We start from the raw sequence: 19,479 nt of genomic DNA on the forward strand, positions 1-19,479 counted from the left end.
AATGGGCTGACGTTGCGGGCAGGACGCCCGCGAGTCAAGTCATGTGCCGGGCTTGGGCGTACGCGCCAGGCAATACACATCCACCTGTCGGGCGCCGGCATCCATCAACAGGCGGGCGAGACTGCTGGCGGTGGCGCCGGTGGTCAGTACGTCGTCGATCAGCGCCAAGTGCCGGCCTTTGACTTGCGCGCCGTCGGCCAGGGCGAAGGCCTGGTGCAGGTTGCGCTTGCGGGTCCTGGCGTCCAGGTCTTGCTGCGCCACGGTTTCACGCGGCCGTGACAGCAGGTGCTCATCCCAGGGAATGTTCAAGTCCTCACTCAGCCAGCGGGCGAGCATCGCCGCCTGGTTGAAGCCCCGTTCCCGCAGGCGTTTGCGGGCCAAGGGCACGGGCAGCAGGCAGTCGGGGCGAGCCAGCGCGGCATCTTCATAGCGGTGTTGCAGGAATTGTCCCAACAGGTGCGCAAGCAGATGCCCCAGCGGCCAGCGGGCCTGATGCTTGAAACGGCTGATCAGGCTGTCGATGGGGAAGCTGTAGGTCCACGGCGCGACGACCTGCTTGAACGCCTGAGGTTGCTTCAAGCACTGGCCGCACACCAGGCCCGTCGCCGGCAACGGCAGTGCGCACACCTCGCAATGTTCCATCAGCCAGGGCAGCTCGGTTTCGCAGGCGCTGCAGACAGGATCGGCCGTTCCGCTGCTTTCATCGCAGATTAAACAGGTTTGGTTGCTTTTTAACCAGATGTAAACCTCGTGTTTGTTCTCAAGTTGACAGTGCATGAATCTTCCTTAAATATGCCGAGCATCCGTGTCGTACCTGTGGGTATTACTCCCACAGGGCTTGCCAAAGCATAATCAAGGAATCGCCCATGAGCGCCAGCATCACTGCCAACCTGCGTCACGATTGGTCTTTAGCCGAAGTCAAAGCGCTGTTCGTGCAGCCCTTCAACGACCTGTTGTTCCAGGCGCAGACCGTGCACCGCGCGCATTTCGACGCTAACCGCGTCCAGGTTTCCACGCTGCTGTCGATCAAGACCGGCGCCTGCCCGGAAGATTGCAAATATTGTCCGCAGTCGGGCCACTACAACACCGGCCTGGAAAAAGAGAAGCTGATGGAAGTGCAGAAGGTCCTCGAAGAGGCCGCTCGCGCTAAGGCCATCGGTTCGACCCGTTTCTGCATGGGCGCCGCCTGGAAGCATCCGTCAGCCAAAGACATGCCCTACGTGCTGGAGATGGTCAAAGGCGTGAAGGCCATGGGCCTGGAAACCTGCATGACCCTCGGCCGTCTCGATCAGGACCAGACCGAAGCCCTGGCCCAGGCCGGCCTCGATTACTACAACCACAACCTCGACACGTCGCCGGAGTTCTACGGTTCGATCATCACCACCCGCACCTACGGTGAGCGCTTGCAAACCCTGGCGTACGTGCGTGATTCGGGGATGAAGATCTGCTCCGGCGGCATCCTCGGCATGGGCGAGTCCCTGGACGACCGCGCCAACCTGCTGATCCAGTTGGCCAACCTGCCGGAGCATCCGGAATCGGTGCCGATCAACATGCTGGTGAAAGTTGCCGGCACGCCGCTGGAAAACGCCGACGACATCGACCCGTTCGACTTCATCCGCATGCTGGCGGTGGCGCGCATCCTGATGCCGCAGTCCCATGTGCGGCTGTCGGCCGGGCGTGAGGCGATGAACGAGCAGATGCAGGCCCTGGCATTCTTTGCTGGCGCCAACTCGATTTTCTACGGCGACAAGCTGCTGACCACTGCCAACCCGCAGGCGGACAAGGACATGCAACTGTTCTCGCGCCTGGGCATCTTGCCGGAAGCTCGTGAAGAGCACGCCGATGAAGTGCACCAGGCGGCGATCGAGCAGGCGCTGGTGGAGCAGAAGAGCAGCGAGCAGTTCTATAACGCGGCTGTTTGATAAGTCCATTTTGGAATGCCATCCAAATGTGGGAGCGGGCTTGCTCGCGAAGGCGGTGTGTCAGCCAATACATAAGCTGACTGATCCACTGCTTTCGCGAGCAAGCCCGCTCCCACATTTTTGACTGCGTTCAACCTGATCTACCGAGGTCTCATGTCTTTCGATCTCGCCGCGCGTCTTGCGGCTCGTCGTGCCGAACACCTGTATCGCCAACGTCCACTGCTGCAGAGCCCGCAAGGCCCTGACGTGGTGGTCGACGGCCAGCCGTTGCTGGCGTTCTGCAACAACGATTACCTGGGCCTGGCCAATCACCCGCAAGTGATTGAAGCCTGGCGCGCGGGCGCGGCTCGCTGGGGCGTGGGTGGCGGCGCTTCGCATCTGGTGATCGGCCACAGCACGCCGCACCATGAACTGGAAGAGGCCCTGGCCGACCTCACTGGTCGCCCGCGGGCGCTGCTGTTCACCACCGGTTACATGGCTAACCTTGGCGCCGTCACCGCGCTGGTGGGGCAGGGCGATACGGTGCTGGAAGACCGCCTTAACCACGCCTCGTTGCTGGATGCTGGTTTGCTCTCGGGTGCGCGCTTCAATCGTTACCTGCACAACGATGCTGAAAGCCTGGCCAAGCGCCTGGAGAAAGCCACCGGCAATACGCTGGTGGTGACCGACGGCGTGTTCAGCATGGACGGTGACCTGGCGGATCTGCCCTCACTGGCCCGTGAAACCCGGGCCAAGGGCGCATGGTTGATGGTGGATGACGCCCATGGCTTCGGGCCTTTGGGCGCCAACGGTGGCGGGATCGTCGAGCATTTTGGCTTGAGCCAGGAAGATGTGCCGGTGCTGGTCGGCACTCTGGGCAAGGCCTTCGGTACCGCCGGCGCCTTTGTGGCGGGCAGCGAAGAGCTGATCGAAAGCCTGATCCAGTTCGCCCGCCCGTATATCTACACCACCAGCCAACCGCCGGCATTGGCCTGCGCCACGCTGAAAAGCCTGGAACTGCTGCGCACCGAGCATTGGCGGCGGGAGCATCTCAATGGGCTGATCCGCCAGTTCCGTCAGGGCGCCGAGCAGATTGGCCTGGAACTGATGGACAGTTTCACGCCGATCCAGCCGATCATGATTGGCGACAGTGCCCGCGCCGTGCGTTTGTCGCAGATGCTGCGCGAGCGCGGGCTGATGGTCACCGCGATCCGCCCACCGACCGTGCCCGCCGGCAGTGCCCGTCTGCGGGTGACTCTCACGGCGGCCCACAGTGAAGCCCAGGTGCAGCTATTGTTAAGCGCATTGGAAGAGTGTTTCCGCTTGTTAGGCCAGGAGCCCGACCATGCGTGATCGACTGATATTGCTGCCTGGCTGGGGCCTCGGCGTTTCGCCGCTGGAACCGCTGGCGGCGGCGTTGCAGGGGCTGGATGAACACTTGCAGGTGCAGATCGAACCGTTGCCGGACGTGGAGTCGGACGACCTTCAAGAGTGGCTCGATGAGCTGGATTCGACCTTGCCCCAAGACGTCTGGCTGGGTGGTTGGTCCCTCGGCGGCATGCTTGCTGCCGAGTTGGCCGCGCGGCGCGGTGATCATTGTTGCGGTTTGCTCACCTTTGCCAGCAACGCAAGCTTCGTGGCCTGGCCCCGCTGGGACCATGGCATGCACGAACAGGATTTTATTGCGTTTCTTAACGGTTGCCGCCTTGATCCGGTTGCGACGTTAAAACGCTTCAGTCTGCTTTGCGCCCGGGGCTCCAGCGATCCCCGATCACTTGCTCGGCTATTGCTGGCGGGTGCCCCTAAAACCTCCGCGCAGACCTTGCTCAGTGGTCTGGAGCTGTTGGGCCGATTGGACACCCGCCAGGCGTTGGTCGACTTTCAAGGGCCGCAGTTGCATCTGTTTGCCGGGCTGGACGGGCTGGTTCCGGCTGAAGTGGCCGGTGAGTTGTTCGCCTTGTTGCCTGACGTTGAAATCGGCCTGATTGAACAGGCCGGTCACGCTTTTCTACTGGAGGACCCCCACGGTGTGGCGGGGGCCATCCAGGCTTTTTTGCATGAGTGCGGTGATGACTGATTTGTCCCATGTGTTGCCCGGCGGCTTGCCAGACAAGCGCCAGGTAGCGGCCTCCTTTTCCCGCGCAGCCGCCAGTTACGACAGCGTTGCCGAGTTGCAGCGTGCGGTGGGCAGCGAGCTGCTGCGGCGTTTGCCCGAAGGTCTTTCTCCACAACGCTGGCTGGACCTGGGCAGTGGCACGGGCTATTTCAGTCGTGTGCTGGGCCAGTCATTTGCGGGTAGCCAGGGTTTGGCCCTGGATATCGCCGAGGGCATGCTCAAACACGCCCGGCCGCTGGGCGGTGCACAACATTTCATCGCTGGCGATGCCGAGCGCTTGCCCTTGCAGGACGCCAGTTGCGGGCTGATCTACTCCAGTTTGGCAGTGCAGTGGTGTTCGGATTTTGCCGCAGTGCTCAGCGAAGCGCGGCGCGTATTGCAGCCCGGTGGCGTGCTGGCGTTTGCCAGCCTCTGCGTGGGTACGCTGGATGAGTTGCGCGAAAGCTGGCGCGCAGCGGATGGCATGGTTCATGTGAACCGCTTCCGGCCGTTCAGTGCTTATGAGCAACTGTGCGCAGCCAGTGGTTTGCGGGTGCGCGGCCTGGAGCAGTGTCCCCACGTGTTGCATTACCCCGACGTGCGCAGCCTGACCCACGAACTGAAAGCGTTGGGTGCGCACAATCTGAACCCGGGGCGCCCAGGAGGGTTGACGGGCCGGGCGCGGATTGTTGCACTGGTGCAAGCCTACGAGCAGTTCCGCCAGGCCCAGGGCCTGCCGGCAACTTATCAAGTGGTGTACGCCGTCCTGGAGAAACCTCTATGAATGCCGCTTACTTCATCACGGGGACCGACACCGACGTCGGCAAGACCACCGTCGCTGCCGGCCTGCTGCATGCCGCGCGGCAAGCCGGCAAAAGTACGGCGGCGGGCAAGCCGGTAGCCTCTGGGTGCCAGCTGACGCCCAAGGGCCTGCGCAATTCGGACGCCCTGGCGTTGCTGGCCGAGTGTTCGTTGCCGTTGAGTTATGCCGAGGTCAACCCGGTGGCCTTCGAGCCGGCCATCGCGCCGCATCTGGCGGCCCGTGAAGCCGGCGTGGCGCTGACGGTGCAGTCGTTGTTGAAACCCATGCAGCACGTTCTCGCCAAGCAGGCGGACTTCACCTTGATCGAAGGTGCGGGCGGCTGGCGTGTGCCATTGGCGGACCAGGACAATTTGTCGGACCTGGCCCAGGCGCTGAAGCTGCCCGTGATCCTGGTGGTGGGTGTACGGCTGGGGTGTATCAGCCACGCGTTGTTGACCGCAGAAGCCATCGCCCGGGACGGGTTGCCGCTGGCGGGCTGGGTGGCCAATATCATCGACCCCAAGACCTCTCGTCTGGAAGAAAACCTCGCGACCCTGGCTGAACGACTCCCCGCGCCATGCCTGGGAAGGGTGCCCAAGCTCAAGCATCCCAGCGCCGAAGCGGTCGCCGCGTACTTGCAACTGGACCTGCTTGACTAGTTTTGCCTATCGCGAAGGCATTATGCCATTAGTGTTTTTGACGGGCGTTTTGCCGGTAGGTCTGCTTCAATAACAGTTCACGATTCTCTTATAGGCAGGTTCACGCCATGGAAATCTCTGGTAGCAGTGCGTTTTACTCGGGACTGAGCGCGATTCAGACCGGGCAGAACCGTGTCGACCAGGCCGCCGGCAAGATTGCCAGCGCCGCCACTTCCCAGCCTTCGGACGCGCAAAATGATCGTTTGCGTTCGGTAGACGCCAATCAGGCCAGCAACTCGGCGAGCAACATGGTCGAGATGGCCCAAGGCAAGTTCCAGGTTGAACTGGGCGCCAAAGTCGCCAAGGCTTCCGACGAAATGCTCGGCACGTTGATCGATACTTACGCATAACCCCCCCTCTTATCGTGCGAGCTGGCTTCTCTGTGGGAGCTGGCTTGCCTGCGATAGCGTCACCTCGATCCTCCTGATACACCGCGGCGCCCGCATCGCAGGCAAGCCAGCTCTCACACTGATCTTCACCGCTCAATAATCTTTTTCCCCCTGAATCGTCATGCGGCATTTCGCTGCAGGCCTTGCCGTGCCTGACGTTGACCTGCGTCATGACAAACGGCGTTTGCGCGACGCTTGACAAGGATTGGTCGTAAACGTATGTTTCAAACAACTGTTTGACCGCCACAACACATCCATGCGGTTGTTCATCCCAGATACATCAGCAGAGGTTTATCGCTATGCCTGACTACAAGGCCCCCTTGCGTGATATTCGCTTCGTTCGTGACGAACTGCTTGGCTATGAAGCGCACTATCAGAGCCTGCCGGCTTGCCAGGACGCTACCCCGGACATGGTTGACGCCATTCTCGAAGAAGGCGCCAAGTTCTGTGAGCAGGTACTGGCACCGCTGAACCGCGTGGGTGATATCGAAGGTTGCACCTGGAGCGAGTCAGGCGTTAAGACCCCTACCGGTTTCAAAGAAGCCTACAAACAGTTCGTTGAAGGCGGCTGGCCAAGCCTGGCCCACGACGTGGCGCACGGTGGCCAGGGCCTGCCGGAATCCCTGGGCCTGGCGGTCAGCGAAATGGTCGGCGAAGCCAACTGGTCGTGGGGCATGTACCCGGGCCTGTCCCATGGCGCGATGAACACCATTTCCGAGCACGGCACCCCCGAGCAGCAAGAGGCTTACCTGACCAAACTGGTGTCGGGCGAGTGGACCGGCACCATGTGCCTGACCGAACCGCACTGCGGCACCGACCTGGGCATGCTGCGCACCAAGGCCGAGCCTCAGGCTGATGGTTCCTACAAGGTTTCCGGTACCAAGATCTTCATCTCGGCCGGCGAACACGACATGGCCGACAACATCGTCCACATCGTGCTGGCTCGCCTGCCGGACGCACCGGCTGGCACCAAAGGCATTTCGCTGTTCATCGTTCCCAAGTTCGTACCGAACGCCGACGGTTCGATTGGCGAACGCAACGCGGTGTCCTGTGGTTCCCTGGAACACAAGATGGGTATCCACGGCAACGCCACCTGCGTGATGAACTTCGACGCGGCCACCGGTTTCCTGATCGGCCCGGCGAACAAAGGCCTGAACTGCATGTTCACCTTTATGAACACCGCTCGCCTGGGCACCGCGCTGCAAGGCCTGTCCCACGCTGAAATCGGCTTCCAGGGCGGCCTCAAATACGCTCGCGACCGCCTGCAAATGCGCTCCCTGACTGGCCCGAAAGCGCCAGATAAGGCAGCCGACCCGATCATCGTGCACCCTGACGTGCGCCGCATGCTGCTGACCATGAAAGCCTTCGCCGAAGGCAACCGCGCGATGGTGTACTTCACCGCCAAGCAGGTTGACGTGGTCAAGTACGGCACTGACGACGAAGCCAAGAAACAGGCTGACGCACTGCTGGCCTTCATGACCCCGATCGCCAAGGCGTTCATGACCGAAGTCGGTTTTGAAGCCGCCAACCACGGCGTGCAAATCTACGGCGGCCACGGCTTCATCGCCGAGTGGGGCATGGAGCAGAACGTTCGCGACAGCCGCATTTCGATGCTGTACGAAGGCACCACCGGCATTCAGGCCCTCGACCTGCTGGGCCGTAAAGTGCTGATGACCCAGGGCGAAGCGCTGAAGGGCTTCACCAAGATCGTCCACAAGTTCTGCCAGGCCAACGAAGGCAACGAAGCCGTACAGGAATTCGTTGCACCGCTGGCGGCACTGAACAAAGAGTGGGGCGAGTTGACCATGAAGGTCGGCATGGCAGCCATGAAGGACCGTGAAGAAGTCGGCGCCGCTTCGGTGGATTACCTGATGTACTCCGGCTACGCCTGCCTGGCCTACTTCTGGGCCGACATGGCCCGCCTGGCCGCCGAGAAACTGGCTGCCGGCACCACCGAAGAAGGTTTCTACACCGCCAAGCTGCAGACTGCGCGCTTCTACTTCCAGCGCATCCTGCCGCGTACCCGCACCCACGTTGCAACCATGTTGTCGGGCGCCAACAACCTGATGGACATGAAAGAAGAGAACTTCGACCTGGGCTACTAAGCCTCGGCCAGTTCGCTTCAAAAGCCGCCGCTCCTTCGGGAGCGGCGGTTTTTTTTGCGCGATAAAAAACCACAGTACCGCACTCAGGGATTGCTCCGAGCGGCCGTTACAGTGATGGCAATGTGATACGCATCACATTGAATGTGCTTAACTGTGATCAGTGAAGGCACTATGCCATCTTTTTTGTGGGTCGGAGCTTTACCCTTGTCGCGCGCGTCTGCTGTACGTTTCAGTCATTTTTTACCTTCACTGCTTTTACTGCTGGCGGGGCTCTCGGCTGCGTATGTGAAGGATCTCAATGTGTTCTTCACTTCACTGTTCAATGTGCTGCCGACCCTCGTGCTGCTGCTGGGCGGTTCGTACTGCGCGGTCTACCGGCGCCAACGAGAGCTGTTCCTGATGATCACGGTGTACGTGGTCTATTTCCTGCTGGATACCCAGACCGATTACTACCGCGATAACGGTCGCGTGCGGGACGACGCGGCCGTGGTCTTCCATCTGTGTTGCCTGTTGTTACCGTTGCTGTTCGGCATCTACGCCGTCTGGCAAGAAAAAACCCACCTGTTTCGCGACTTCGTCGCACGCTGCGCGGTGCTGTTTGCGGTAGGCAGCGTGGCGCTTGCCCTTGAACAAAGTTTCCCCCATGCCTTGTTAAGCTGGTTGGCCGAAATTCGCTGGCCCGCCTTGCATGGACGCTGGATGAGCCTGATCCAGCTGTCGTACCCGATGTTCCTGATTGGTTTTGTGACCCTGGCCGCGCAGTACTGGTATCAACCAAGACCGCTGCACGCCGCGCAGCTGGTAGGGTTGCTGGGGTTGTTCTGGATGTTGCCGCAGACGTTCATCCTGCCGTTCACCCTGAACATCATGTGCAGCCAGGTGATGCTGATGATCGCTGCCGGGGTGGCCCACGAGGCTTATCAAATGGCCTTCCGTGACGAGCTGACCGGGTTGCCGGGCCGCCGCGCGCTCAATGAGCGCATGCAGCGCCTGGGGCGCAATTATGTGCTGGCCATGGGCGACGTCGATCACTTCAAGCGTTTCAACGATACCCATGGCCACGACGTGGGCGACCAGGTACTGCGCCTGGTGGCCAGCAAGTTGTCCAAGGTCAACGGCGGCGGCCGGGCCTACCGCTATGGCGGTGAGGAATTTGCCGTGGTATTCGCCGGCAAGACCCTGGATGAATGCCTGCCGCACCTGGAAGAGATCCGCGAAATCATCGCCAACTACGACATCAAACTGCGTAACCCGGACCGTCCCCACGACGACCAGCAGGGGCGCCAGCGTCGTGTGGGCAATGGCGCTTCCAGCGTGTCGGTGACCGTCAGCATCGGTGTGGCCGAACGCCAGGCCGAGCAGCGCAGCCCTGAAGAAGTGCTCAAATCCGCCGACCAGGCGCTGTACAACGCCAAGGGTGCGGGGCGTAACTGCGTGGTCGCTGCGGGGCAGACCCGCCGCGGCGCGGTCCGCATGGACAGCGCTGCCGGTTGAGTGATGGTGGTGTATTCAGCGGCCCTACAGTGATTGTCCGGTGGGCCGTGGGGCAGTAGGTTGAAGGCATCTGCTGCCGGAGACATTGCCATGCCTGACTATAAAGCTCCCCTGCGCGACATGCGCTTTCTGATCGATCACGTCTTTGACTTCCACGGCCACTACGCCGCGCTGGGTGCAAGCGATGCCAGCCCGGACATGGTCGGCGCGATCCTCGAGGAAGGTGCGAAGTTCTGCGAAAACGTCCTGGCGCCGTTGAACCGCTCCGGCGATGAAGAAGGCTGCCATTTCGACAACGGTGTGGTGACCACGCCCAAGGGCTTCAAGGAAGCCTTCGCGCAGTACGTGGAAGGCGGCTGGCACGGTTTGGCGGCTGACCCGGCCTACGGCGGGCAGGGCTTGCCAATGTCCCTGGGCCTGGTGCTCGCGGAGATGATCTCCTCCAGCAATACGTCCTGGGGCATGTACCCTGGCCTGACCCACGGTGCGATGTCGGCGATCCGTGCCCACGGCACTGAAGAGCAGAAAAACACCTACCTGAGCAAACTCACCGCGGGCCAGTGGACCGGCACCATGTGCCTGACTGAAGCCCATTGCGGCACCGACCTTGGCCTGATCAAGACCCGCGCCGTACCGCAGGCCGACGGCAGTTATGCAGTCACCGGCAGCAAGATTTTCATCTCGGCCGGCGAGCATGACATGAGTGACAACATCATCCACCTGGTGCTGGCCAAGCTGCCGGATGCGCCGGCCGGCACCAAGGGAATCTCGCTGTTTATCGTGCCCAAGTTCCATGCCGACTCGGGCGAGCGCAACACGATGAGTTGCGGCTCCATCGAGCACAAGATGGGCATCAAGGCGTCGGCCACCTGTGTGCTGAACTTCGATGGCGCCCGGGGTTTCCTGATCGGTGAGGCGAACAAGGGCCTCAACTGCATGTTCACCATGATGAACCATGCGCGCCTGGGCACCGGCATGCAGGGCCTTTGCCTGGGGGAAGCGAGCTTCCAGGGTGCGATCAAGTACGCCAACGACCGCTTGCAGATGCGCTCGCTGACCGGCGCCAAGGCACCCGAAAAAGCCGCTGATCCGATCATCGTCCACCCGGATGTGCGGCGCATATTGCTGACCATGAAAGCCTTCAATGAAGGCAACCGCGCATTGACCTACTTCTCGGCACAGTTGCTCGATACCGCACACCTGAGTGGCGACGAGGGGCAACGCCAGGAAGCCGAAGACCTGTTGGCCTTCCTTACGCCGATCTGCAAGGCGTTCATGACCGAAACCGGGCTGGAGGTGACCAACCACGGCATGCAGGTGTTCGGTGGCCATGGCTTCATTCGTGAATGGGGCATGGAGCAACTGGTTCGCGATTGCCGGATTGCGCCGATCTATGAAGGGACCAACGGCATCCAGGCCCTGGATTTGCTCGGGCGCAAGGTGCTCGGCAGCCAAGGCAAGCTGCTGCGCGGCTTTACCAAAATCGTCCACAAGTTTTGCGCGGCCAACGCCGAACATCCGCAACTCAAGGCCCATGTGGCTCAGCTCAACCAGTTGAATCAGCAGTGGGGTGAGCTGACGGTCAAGGTAGGCATGGCAGCCATGAAAAACCCGGATGAAGTCGGCGCTGCAGCCCTGGATTACCTGATGTACAGCGGCTACATCATCCTTGCCTACTTGTGGCTGCGCATGGCGCTGGTGGCACAAGAGCAGTTGGACAGCGGTAGCGGTGATGCCGATTACGCCCGAGGCAAGCTGGCGACCTGCGAGTTCTACTTCAAGCGCCTGCTACCGCGCACGGCCGCGCACCGGGCGGCGGTGGAGGCAGGCAGTGAGTGCCTGATGAGTCTGCCGGCGGAGCTGTTTGCGCTTTAGTGACCGTAAAATACTTGTTGGTCACAAGCAGACCCTATGTGTCACAAAAGTTGTTCGGTTACACTCGGGGTCTGTAAAACCGACCCCACCCGAATAACGTTAAAGTTCTCACGAGGTTTGCCATGGCTGACTACAAAGCGCCGCTGCGCGATATGCGCTTCGTCCTCAACGAAGTTTTCGAGGTCGCCAAACTCTGGGCCCAACTGCCCGCGCTGGCGGAAACCGTCGACGCCGAGACCGTTGAGGCAATCCTCGAAGAAGCCGGCAAAGTCACCTCCAAGACCGTCGCCCCGCTCAGCCGCGGCGGCGACGAAGAAGGCTGCCGCTGGGAGAATGGCGCGGTCTTCACCCCGGCTGGCTTCAAGGACGCCTACAAAACCTACGCTGAAGGCGGTTGGGTAGGTGTTGGCGGCGACCCGGCGTACGGCGGCATGGGCATGCCCAAGGCGGTGTCGGCCCAGGTAGAAGAGATGATCAACTCCTCGGGCCTGGCCTTCGGCCTGTACCCGATGCTGACCTCCGGCGCCTGCGTGTCGATCAACACCCACGCCAGTGAAGAGCTCAAGGCCACTTACCTGCCGAATATGTACTCCGGCGTGTGGGCCGGTTCCATGTGCCTGACCGAACCTCATGCCGGCACTGACCTGGGGATAATTCGGACCAAGGCCGAGCCTCAGGCAGACGGTTCCTACAAGGTCAGCGGCACCAAGATCTTCATCACCGGTGGCGAGCACGACCTCACCGAGAACATCATCCACCTGGTGCTGGCCAAGCTGCCGGACGCACCGGCGGGTCCCAAGGGTATTTCGCTGTTCCTGGTGCCCAAGTTCATGGTCAATGCCGACGGCAGCCTGGGGGCGCGCAATCCGGTGACCTGCGGCTCCATCGAACACAAGATGGGCATCCAGGCGTCTGCGACCTGCGTGATGAACTTCGACGAAGCCGTGGGCTACCTCGTGGGCGAGCCTAACCGTGGCCTGGCCGCGATGTTCACCATGATGAACTACGAGCGCCTGGGTGTGGGCATCCAGGGCCTGGCCTCCGGTGAGCGCTCTTATCAGAACGCTATCGAATATGCGCGCGACCGCCTGCAAAGCCGTTCGCCAACCGGTCCGAAAGCCAAGGACAAGGTCGCTGACCCAATCATCGTCCACCCGGACGTGCGGCGCATGCTGCTGACCATGAAAGCCTCGAACGAAGGTGGCCGTGCGTTCTCCACCTATGTGGCGATGCAGCTCGACACCGCCAAGTTCAGCGAAGACGCCACCGTCCGCAAACGCGCGGACGATCTGGTTGCTCTGCTGACCCCGGTTGCCAAGGCGTTCCTGACCGACCTGGGCCTGGAAACCACCGTGCACGGCCAGCAGATTTTCGGCGGCCACGGCTACATTCGCGAATGGGGCCAGGAGCAACTGGTGCGTGATGTGCGCATCACCCAGATCTACGAAGGCACCAACGGCATTCAGGCCCTGGACCTGGTGGGACGCAAGATCGTCGGCAGCGGTGGGGCGTTCTACAAGCTGTTCGCTGATGAGATCCGCCATTTCACCGCCACTGCCGGCGCCGAACTGGCCGAATTCACCAAGCCGCTGAACGCGGCCGTGGATGACCTGGACGAACTGACCGCCTGGCTGCTGGACCGCGCCAAATCCAACCCGAATGAAATCGGCGCGGCATCCGTGGAATACCTGCACGCGTTCGGCTATATGGCTTATGCCTACATGTGGACCCTGATGGCCAAGGCGGCTCTGGGTAAAGAGGCTCAGGAAGACTTCTACGCGAGCAAGCTGGGCACCGCGCGTTTCTACTTTGCGCGCTTGCTGCCGCGGATCGCGTCCCTCAGCGCCTCGGTAAAAGCCGGTAGCGAATCGCTGTTCTTGCTGGATGAAGCACTGTTCTAAGGACTTGGAGGGCGTGTAAGCATTCTCTTACATGACGTGCTGCTATTCGTCCTCTATCGCCAAATTGGATCCACGGATAATCTACTTCACATGGACGTCGCGCAGGAAGCGCAAAGCAACAACACGGACACGTAGGATTCTGCCAGGAAGGCGGAGTGAAATGGATGTCAGGGAAACAGTCTGCAAAGCCCCGCTTCGGCGGGGTTTTCTTTTGCCTGCGAAAAAGTCAGGCGGGCGCGTTCATCACGTCTTCCAGCAGCGTGCGCAACAATTCCAGCGTCGCCTGCTGGCGCTGCACATCCCGGCACACCAACCCCACTTTCAACGGCACCCGTGGTTCGCTCAAGGGTTTCCACAGCAACGCCTTGCTGTTGTGTTCATCCTGGGAGCGTCCGGGAAGCACCGTCGCCAGCTTGGTGTGGGGCAGGCTGTCGAGAATCCCCGCCATCGTATTCAACTCGGCCTGCACTTGCGGGCGTCGGCCCAGGTTGGCCAATTGACCTTGCCATATCTGGCGCACCTGAAACTCTTCCCCCAGCAGCAACATGGGTAACTCGGCGGCTTGCTTCAGGGAGACTTTCTTAAATTCCCGCAGCGGGTGATCAGCCGGGATGACCACCTTCAGTTCATCTTCATACAGCAGCACGCCGTGCAGCCCCGGCTGGCGTGGCGGCAGGTAGCTGATGCCGATATCCAGCGAGCCGTTGAGCAGCCGGCGTTCGATTTCCATCCCGGTCAGCTCGTAGATCTGTACGACCAGGTGCGGCTGGGCCTTGCGCACTCGTTCGAGCATCTGCGGCACCAGGCTGGTGTGCACGGTTTGCAGCACGCCGATCGCCAAGGTGCGCAGTGCCTGGCCCTTGAAGTTGCGCAGTGCTTCCACCGCGTGCTGCATACCGTCGAGCAAGGGCAGGGCGTGGTTATACAAAGTGTGGGCGGCGAGGGTCGGCAGCAGGCGCTTGCTGCTGCGTTCGAACAGGCTCACATCAAGGTTTTGCTCGAGCTGGCGAATCTGCTGCGACAAAGCTGGCTGGGAGATCGACAGGCGCTCCGCTGCCCGCCCCACATGGCCTTCTTCGTACACCGCGACGAAATAACGCAGTTGCTTGAAATCCATAAGTAATGCTTATCGAAAATGCTGGAAAATCGAAATGGCCGAGTGCCCCCAAGGCGCCTAGTCTAGCGCCTATTCACAGGGCTTACAGGGCCGGAAAGCAAGATGAGTAGTGTTTATGTTGACGGTGTTTGCATAGGCAAGGCAAAAAACCTCCGCCATGGGTTTATCGGTAATACCGACCAAGGTGCGATTGCCAAAGAGGTTCATCCATGAACCTGTTCAACCTGCGTCGCCCCGCCCCCAGCCTGGATGATCTGATCCTCGAGGCGAAGACCCCGGCTCTGCGAGACGATCTTTCCAGCGATTGCCTGATGCCCAGCGTGGCCCGCCCGCCCCAGGTGTTTGTACGCGGCCAGGGCTCCTGGCTGTGGGACAGCGAAGACCGCGCCTATCTCGACTTCAGCCAGGGTGGCGGCGCCAACAGCCTGGGCCATAGCCCACAGGCAGTGACCAAGGCGCTGGCCGATCAGGCCCAATCGCTGATCAATCCCGGTAACAGCCTGCACAACCGCGTTCAACTGAACCTCGCCGACCGCCTGTGCCATCGCACCGGCAGCGACCAGGCCTACCTGCTCAACAGCGGCGCGGAAGCCTGCGAAGCGGCCATCAAGCTGGCGCGCAAATGGGGCCAACTGCACCGTGGTGGCGCCTATCGCATCATCACCGCGAGCAACGGTTGCCATGGCCGCAGCTTTGCCGCGATGTCGGCCTCGGCAGCCGCCAGTGAAAACCGTTTTGAGCCCCAGTTGCCAGGCTTCAGCCACGTGCCGTTCAACGACCTGCCGGCGCTGCACGCGGCGGTGGATGCGCAAACCGTAGCAATCATGCTGGAACCGATCCAGAACGATGCCGGCGTCATTCCCGCGACCGAGCATTACCTCAAGGGTGTCGAACGTCTGTGCCGTGAGCTGGGAATTCTGTTGATCCTCGATGAAGTGCAAACCGGCACCGGCCGTTGTGGCACGTTGCTCGCCGAACAGTACTACGGCGTACGTGCCGACATCATCTGCCTGGGCAAGGGCTTGGGTGGTGGTGTGCCACTGGCGGCGTTGCTCGCGCGGGGCAAGGCGTGTTGTTTTGAAATCGGTGAGCTGGAAGGCACCCACCATGGCAACGCGCTGATGGCTTCCGCTGGTATAGCGGTGCTCGATACCGTACTGAGTCACGAATTTCTGGAGCACGTTTGCGAGGTTGGCGCTTATCTGGGTGAAGGGCTTGCCCGCCTGGCGCATCGCTATGACCAGGGTGAACTGCGCGGCCAGGGCCTGATGTGGGGACTGACTCTGTCGGAGGATTCGGCAGATGCGGTGGTAAACGCCGCGCTCAGTGAAGGCCTGATCCTGAGCGCGCCGCAACCCGATTGCCTGCGCTTCACCCCGGCGCTCACATTGAGCAAAAGCAACGTCGACGAAATGCTCCTGCGTCTGGCCCGTGCCTTCTCCCGGGTGCGCACTGCACAGCTGCAATGCCGCAAGGGCATTGCCGTTTAACCCCCATATTTCCTGAACCGTCTCGCGGTATACGCGGCGCCTCCAGCCTGATTTTTTTGGCTGGGGGCGTTTTTTTGTCCGCGAATTGGACGATGGCTGAGTGCCAGATCCCACTGAACCCTTACCAACGGCCAAGGTCGATTAGCTTGTACGGCTCACACGAGCCGATTTTCTGGAGCTGAACCCATGGATATCATTCGCATCATCATCGCCATTCTGCTGCCGCCACTGGGTGTGTTCCTGCAAGTGGGTTTCGCCGGCGCGTTCTGGCTGAACATCCTGCTGACCTTGTGCGGTTATATCCCGGGTATCGTGCACGCGGTGTACATCATCGCCAAACGCTAAAAGACCTCAGCCTTTCGCGATCAGCCGTGAGTTGCGCTCATTGCGAAAGGCCAGTTGCTCGATGGTCTGGGTGGCGTGCTCCGCTTCTTCGCGGGCCTGGAGGATCATGCCGTGGTGCTCCGATTTGCTGCACACCGGGTCGGCGTTGCTGGCATCTCCGGTCAGCATGAACGCCTGGCAGCGGCACCCACCGAAGTCCTTTTCCTTCTCGTCACATGAACGGCACGGCTCGGGCATCCAGTCGTAGCCGCGAAAGCGGTTGAAGCCAAACGAGTCGTACCAGATGTGTTGCATGCTGTGGTCGCGCACATTGGGAAATTGCACCGGCATCTGTCGGGCGCCGTGGCACGGCAGGGCAGTACCGTCCGGCGTTACTGTCAGAAAGATGCTGCCCCAGCCATTCATGCAGGCTTTCGGGCGTTCCTCGTAGTAATCCGGCGTGACGAATATCAGCTTGCACGGGTGGCCTTCGGCTTCGAGCTTGGCGCGGTATTCGTTGGTGATGCGTTCGGCGCGCACCAGCTGTTCCTGGGTCGGCAACAGGCCGACACGATTGAGCTGGGCCCAGCCGTAGAACTGGCAGGTGGCAAGCTCGACAAAGTCCGCTTCCAGGGCAATGCACAGCTCAATGATGCGGTCGATCTTGTCGATATTGTGCCGATGGGTGACGAAGTTCAGCACCATCGGGTAGCCATGGGCTTTCACTGCCCGGGCCATTTCGAGTTTTTGCGCGAAGGCTTTTTTCGAGCCGGCCAGCAAGTTGTTCACTTGCTCGTCACTGGCCTGGAAACTGATCTGGATATGGTCCAGGCCGGCCTTCTTGAAGTCGCTGATCTTCTGCTCGGTGAGGCCGATGCCGGAGGTGATCAGGTTGGTATAGAAACCCAGCTTGCGCGCCTCGGCGATCAGTTCGGCGAGGTCCTGGCGCACCAGCGGCTCACCGCCGGAAAACCCCAGTTGCGCAGCGCCCATTTCCCGGGCTTCACGAAATACCTTGATCCACTGTTCCGTGCTCAGTTCCTTGCCCTGCTCGGCGAAATCCAGCGGATTGGAGCAATACGGGCATTGCAGCGGGCAGCGGTAGGTCAACTCGGCCAGCAACCAGAGCGGCAGGCCGATTTCCGGCTTGGGTGGCAGGTCAGGCAAGTTCGATCCAGTGCTGAGCACGGGCAACCTCCATGAATTGCTCGATGTCTTCACCGAGCTCGGGCACGCCAGGGAACTGCTTGTCCAACTCGGCGATGATTGCGCTGACATCGCGCTCGCCGTCGATCAAGCCACCGATCAACGCGGCGCTGTCGTTGAGCTTGATCATGCCTTCCGGGTACAGCAGCACATGGCCTTTTTGCGCCGGTTCGTACTGGAAACGATAGCCCTGGCGCCAGGTCGGTTTTTTGCTGCGATCGAAGCTCATAGGGTGATCCCCTTATGCCATACACGCTGGTCGGTCACGCTGTGATACGGCGGGCGTTTCAGTTCATAAGCCATGCTCATTGCATCGAGCATGCTCCAAAGAATGTCCAGTTTGAACTGGAGAATTTCCAGCATGCGCTCCTGGCCTTCGCGGGTGGTGTAGTGCTGCAGGGTGATGGCCAGACCGTGCTCCACATCCCGGCGAGCCTGGCCCAGGCGGGTGCGGAAATACTCGTAGCCGGCGGGGTCGATCCATGGGTAATGCTGGGGCCAGCTGTCGAGGCGCGACTGGTGGATCTGCGGGGCGAACAACTCGGTCAGGGAACTGCTGGCGGCTTCCTGCCAGCTGGCCCGGCGGGCGAAGTTGACGTAGGCGTCTACCGCAAATCGTACGCCCGGCAGTACCAACTCCTGGGAGCGCAGTTGATCCGGGTCGAGGCCGACGGCCTGTCCCAGGCGCAACCAGGCTTCAATGCCGCCGTCTTCGCCGGGAGCGCCGTCGTGATCCAGCAGGCGCTGGATCCACTCACGACGAATCTCCCGGTCCGGGCAGTTGGCCAGGATCGCGGCGTCCTTGAGGGGAATGTTCACCTGGTAATAAAAACGGTTGGCGACCCAGCCCTGGATCTGCTCGCGGGTGGCGCGGCCTTCGTACATCGCCACGTGATACGGGTGATGGATATGGTAGAAGGCGCCCTTGGCGCGCAGGGCCTGTTCGAACTCGGCGGTGGTCAGCGGTGTGTCAGTCATTTGGCTCGCTCCTACAATTCAATGCTCATGCCGTCGTACGCCACTTCTACATTGCGTCGCAGCAGCTCGGCTCGCTCGGGCGAGTCTTCATCCAGGATCGGGTTGGTGTTGTTGATGTGGATAAGCACCTTGCGCTGCTTGGGCAACTGCTCCAGCACTTCCAGCATGCCGCCGGGGCCGTTTTGTGCCAGGTGGCCCATCTCGCGACCGGTGCGGGTGCCGACGCCACGGCGCTGCATTTCGTCGTCGTCCCACATCGTGCCGTCCACCAGCAGGCAATCGCTGCCGGCCATGATTTCCAGCAACGGTGCGTCAACCTTGCCCAGGCCCGGCGCATAGAACAGCTTGCCGCCGGTGCGCAGGTCTTCGACGATCAGGCCGATGTTGTCGCCCGGGTGTGGGTCGAATCGGTGAGGCGAGTAGGGCGGTGCCGCGCTGCGCAGCGGCAATGGCGTAAAGCGCAGGTTGGGGCAGGCGGGGATCGTGAAGCTGGCGTCCAGCTCGATGCGGTTCCAGGCCAGGCCGCCGTTCCAGTGGGTCAGCATGGTGAACAGCGGGAAGCCGGTGCTCAGGTCTTCATGGACCATGTCGGTGCACCACACCTGGTGCGGGCAGCCTTCGCGCAGGCTGAGCAGACCGGTGGTGTGGTCGATCTGGCTGTCCATCAGGATGATCGCGCTGATGCCGGTATCCCGCAGCGCGCGGCCCGGTTGCATCGGGGCGAAGCCTTGAAGCTGGGCGCGGATATCTGGCGAGGCGTTGCACAGCACCCAGTTCACGCCGTCATCGGAAATCGCGATGGACGACTGGGTACGCGCCTCGGCCCGCAGGCTGCCGTCGCGAAAACCTGCACAGTTCACGCAGTTGCAGTTCCATTGCGGGAAACCACCGCCGGCGGCGGAACCTAGAATCTGGACAAACATGGCCGCTCCATTACACACAACTCAAAAATAAAAACGCCCCGGGCGAGCCGAGGCGTTGCATTGCGATACAAAGCCAATCAGCGGCTGGCAAAGTACATGGTGACTTCAAAGCCGATACGCAGATCAGTGTAAGCAGGTTTGGACCAGGTCATGTTCTTACTCCTACGAAGGGAAGGGACGT

General features: G+C 61.2%; 19 protein-coding genes. 12 read left to right on the forward strand and 7 right to left on the reverse strand.

The window, feature by feature from the left end:
• Positions 1-39: 39 nt before the first annotated feature.
• Positions 40-777: a ComF family protein gene (locus A462_RS19205; protein WP_008434366.1), complete on the reverse strand. Its 738-nt coding sequence runs from the start codon at positions 775-777 to the stop codon at positions 40-42.
• 89 nt (positions 778-866) lie between these two features.
• On the opposite strand from A462_RS19205, the gene bioB reads away from it, so the two are divergent.
• The 10 genes from bioB (at position 867) to A462_RS19155 (ending at position 13,260) form a co-directional block, all read left to right on the forward strand.
• Positions 867-1,922 carry a biotin synthase BioB gene (gene bioB / locus A462_RS19200; protein ID WP_003211072.1) on the forward strand — a complete coding sequence of 352 codons (1,056 nt, stop codon included), beginning with the start codon at positions 867-869 and terminating at the stop codon, positions 1,920-1,922.
• A 153-nt stretch (positions 1,923-2,075) separates the two neighbouring features.
• Positions 2,076-3,254, forward strand: a complete 1,179-nt coding sequence (gene bioF, locus A462_RS19195) for an 8-amino-7-oxononanoate synthase (protein ID WP_008434368.1) — start codon at positions 2,076-2,078, stop codon at positions 3,252-3,254.
• Positions 3,247-3,978 carry an alpha/beta fold hydrolase gene (locus A462_RS19190; protein WP_008434370.1) on the forward strand — a complete coding sequence of 244 codons (732 nt, stop codon included), beginning with the start codon at positions 3,247-3,249 and terminating at the stop codon, positions 3,976-3,978. Before bioF ends, A462_RS19190 begins: the two co-directional genes overlap by 8 nt.
• Positions 3,971-4,780: a malonyl-ACP O-methyltransferase BioC gene (gene bioC / locus A462_RS19185; RefSeq protein ID WP_008434372.1), complete on the forward strand. Its 810-nt coding sequence runs from the start codon at positions 3,971-3,973 to the stop codon at positions 4,778-4,780. Before A462_RS19190 ends, bioC begins: the two co-directional genes overlap by 8 nt.
• Entirely contained in the window at positions 4,777-5,457 is a 681-nt protein-coding gene (bioD, locus tag A462_RS19180; protein WP_008434374.1) for a dethiobiotin synthase, read from the forward strand. The genes bioC and bioD overlap by 4 nt, the downstream gene beginning before the upstream one ends.
• Positions 5,458-5,564: 107 nt before the next feature.
• Positions 5,565-5,846 (forward strand): hypothetical protein, encoded by a 282-nt coding sequence (locus A462_RS19175; protein ID WP_008434375.1) that lies wholly within the window; start codon positions 5,565-5,567, stop codon positions 5,844-5,846.
• Between the two features lie 338 nt (positions 5,847-6,184).
• Positions 6,185-7,990, forward strand: a complete 1,806-nt coding sequence (locus tag A462_RS19170; RefSeq protein ID WP_008434376.1) for a phenylacyl-CoA dehydrogenase — start codon at positions 6,185-6,187, stop codon at positions 7,988-7,990.
• 204 nt (positions 7,991-8,194) lie between these two features.
• Positions 8,195-9,484, forward strand: a complete 1,290-nt coding sequence (locus A462_RS19165) for a GGDEF domain-containing protein (RefSeq protein WP_023659318.1) — start codon at positions 8,195-8,197, stop codon at positions 9,482-9,484.
• A 90-nt stretch (positions 9,485-9,574) separates the two neighbouring features.
• Positions 9,575-11,359: an acyl-CoA dehydrogenase C-terminal domain-containing protein gene (locus tag A462_RS19160; RefSeq protein ID WP_008434377.1), complete on the forward strand. Its 1,785-nt coding sequence runs from the start codon at positions 9,575-9,577 to the stop codon at positions 11,357-11,359.
• Between the two features lie 122 nt (positions 11,360-11,481).
• Entirely contained in the window at positions 11,482-13,260 is a 1,779-nt protein-coding gene (locus tag A462_RS19155) for an acyl-CoA dehydrogenase C-terminal domain-containing protein (RefSeq protein ID WP_008434378.1), read from the forward strand.
• 226 nt (positions 13,261-13,486) lie between these two features.
• Here A462_RS19155 and A462_RS19150 read toward each other — a convergent pair whose 3' ends face one another.
• A complete protein-coding gene (locus tag A462_RS19150) occupies positions 13,487-14,377 on the reverse strand; it encodes a LysR family transcriptional regulator (RefSeq protein ID WP_003211052.1) in 891 nt (296 codons plus the stop codon).
• 209 nt (positions 14,378-14,586) lie between these two features.
• Between A462_RS19150 and A462_RS19145 the strand changes: the two genes are divergently transcribed.
• Positions 14,587-15,867, forward strand: coding sequence for an aspartate aminotransferase family protein (locus tag A462_RS19145; protein WP_008434379.1), 1,281 nt, complete (start codon positions 14,587-14,589; stop codon positions 15,865-15,867).
• A 186-nt stretch (positions 15,868-16,053) separates the two neighbouring features.
• A complete protein-coding gene (locus tag A462_RS33325; protein WP_003211049.1) occupies positions 16,054-16,212 on the forward strand; it encodes a YqaE/Pmp3 family membrane protein in 159 nt (52 codons plus the stop codon).
• A 6-nt stretch (positions 16,213-16,218) separates the two neighbouring features.
• Here the strand turns inward: A462_RS33325 and pqqE are convergent, their stop codons facing one another.
• The 5 genes from pqqE to pqqA all read right to left on the reverse strand — a co-directional run bounded on the left by pqqE (position 16,219) and on the right by pqqA (position 19,450).
• On the reverse strand, positions 16,219-17,358 hold the full coding sequence (gene pqqE / locus A462_RS19135; RefSeq protein WP_008434380.1) for a pyrroloquinoline quinone biosynthesis protein PqqE: 1,140 nt from the start codon (positions 17,356-17,358) through the stop codon (positions 16,219-16,221).
• On the reverse strand, positions 17,351-17,626 hold the full coding sequence (gene pqqD / locus A462_RS19130) for a pyrroloquinoline quinone biosynthesis peptide chaperone PqqD (protein WP_003211043.1): 276 nt from the start codon (positions 17,624-17,626) through the stop codon (positions 17,351-17,353). The genes pqqE and pqqD overlap by 8 nt, the downstream gene beginning before the upstream one ends.
• Positions 17,623-18,375 carry a pyrroloquinoline-quinone synthase PqqC gene (gene pqqC / locus A462_RS19125; RefSeq protein ID WP_003211042.1) on the reverse strand — a complete coding sequence of 251 codons (753 nt, stop codon included), beginning with the start codon at positions 18,373-18,375 and terminating at the stop codon, positions 17,623-17,625. The genes pqqD and pqqC overlap by 4 nt, the downstream gene beginning before the upstream one ends.
• A gap of 11 nt (positions 18,376-18,386) precedes the next feature.
• Positions 18,387-19,298, reverse strand: a complete 912-nt coding sequence (pqqB, locus tag A462_RS19120; protein WP_003211040.1) for a pyrroloquinoline quinone biosynthesis protein PqqB — start codon at positions 19,296-19,298, stop codon at positions 18,387-18,389.
• Between the two features lie 77 nt (positions 19,299-19,375).
• Positions 19,376-19,450 carry a pyrroloquinoline quinone precursor peptide PqqA gene (gene pqqA / locus A462_RS33330; protein ID WP_003194766.1) on the reverse strand — a complete coding sequence of 25 codons (75 nt, stop codon included), beginning with the start codon at positions 19,448-19,450 and terminating at the stop codon, positions 19,376-19,378.
• Positions 19,451-19,479 lie beyond the last annotated feature (29 nt).

Source organism: Pseudomonas sp. Ag1 (assembly GCF_000278565.1).
GTDB lineage: Bacteria > Pseudomonadota > Gammaproteobacteria > Pseudomonadales > Pseudomonadaceae > Aquipseudomonas.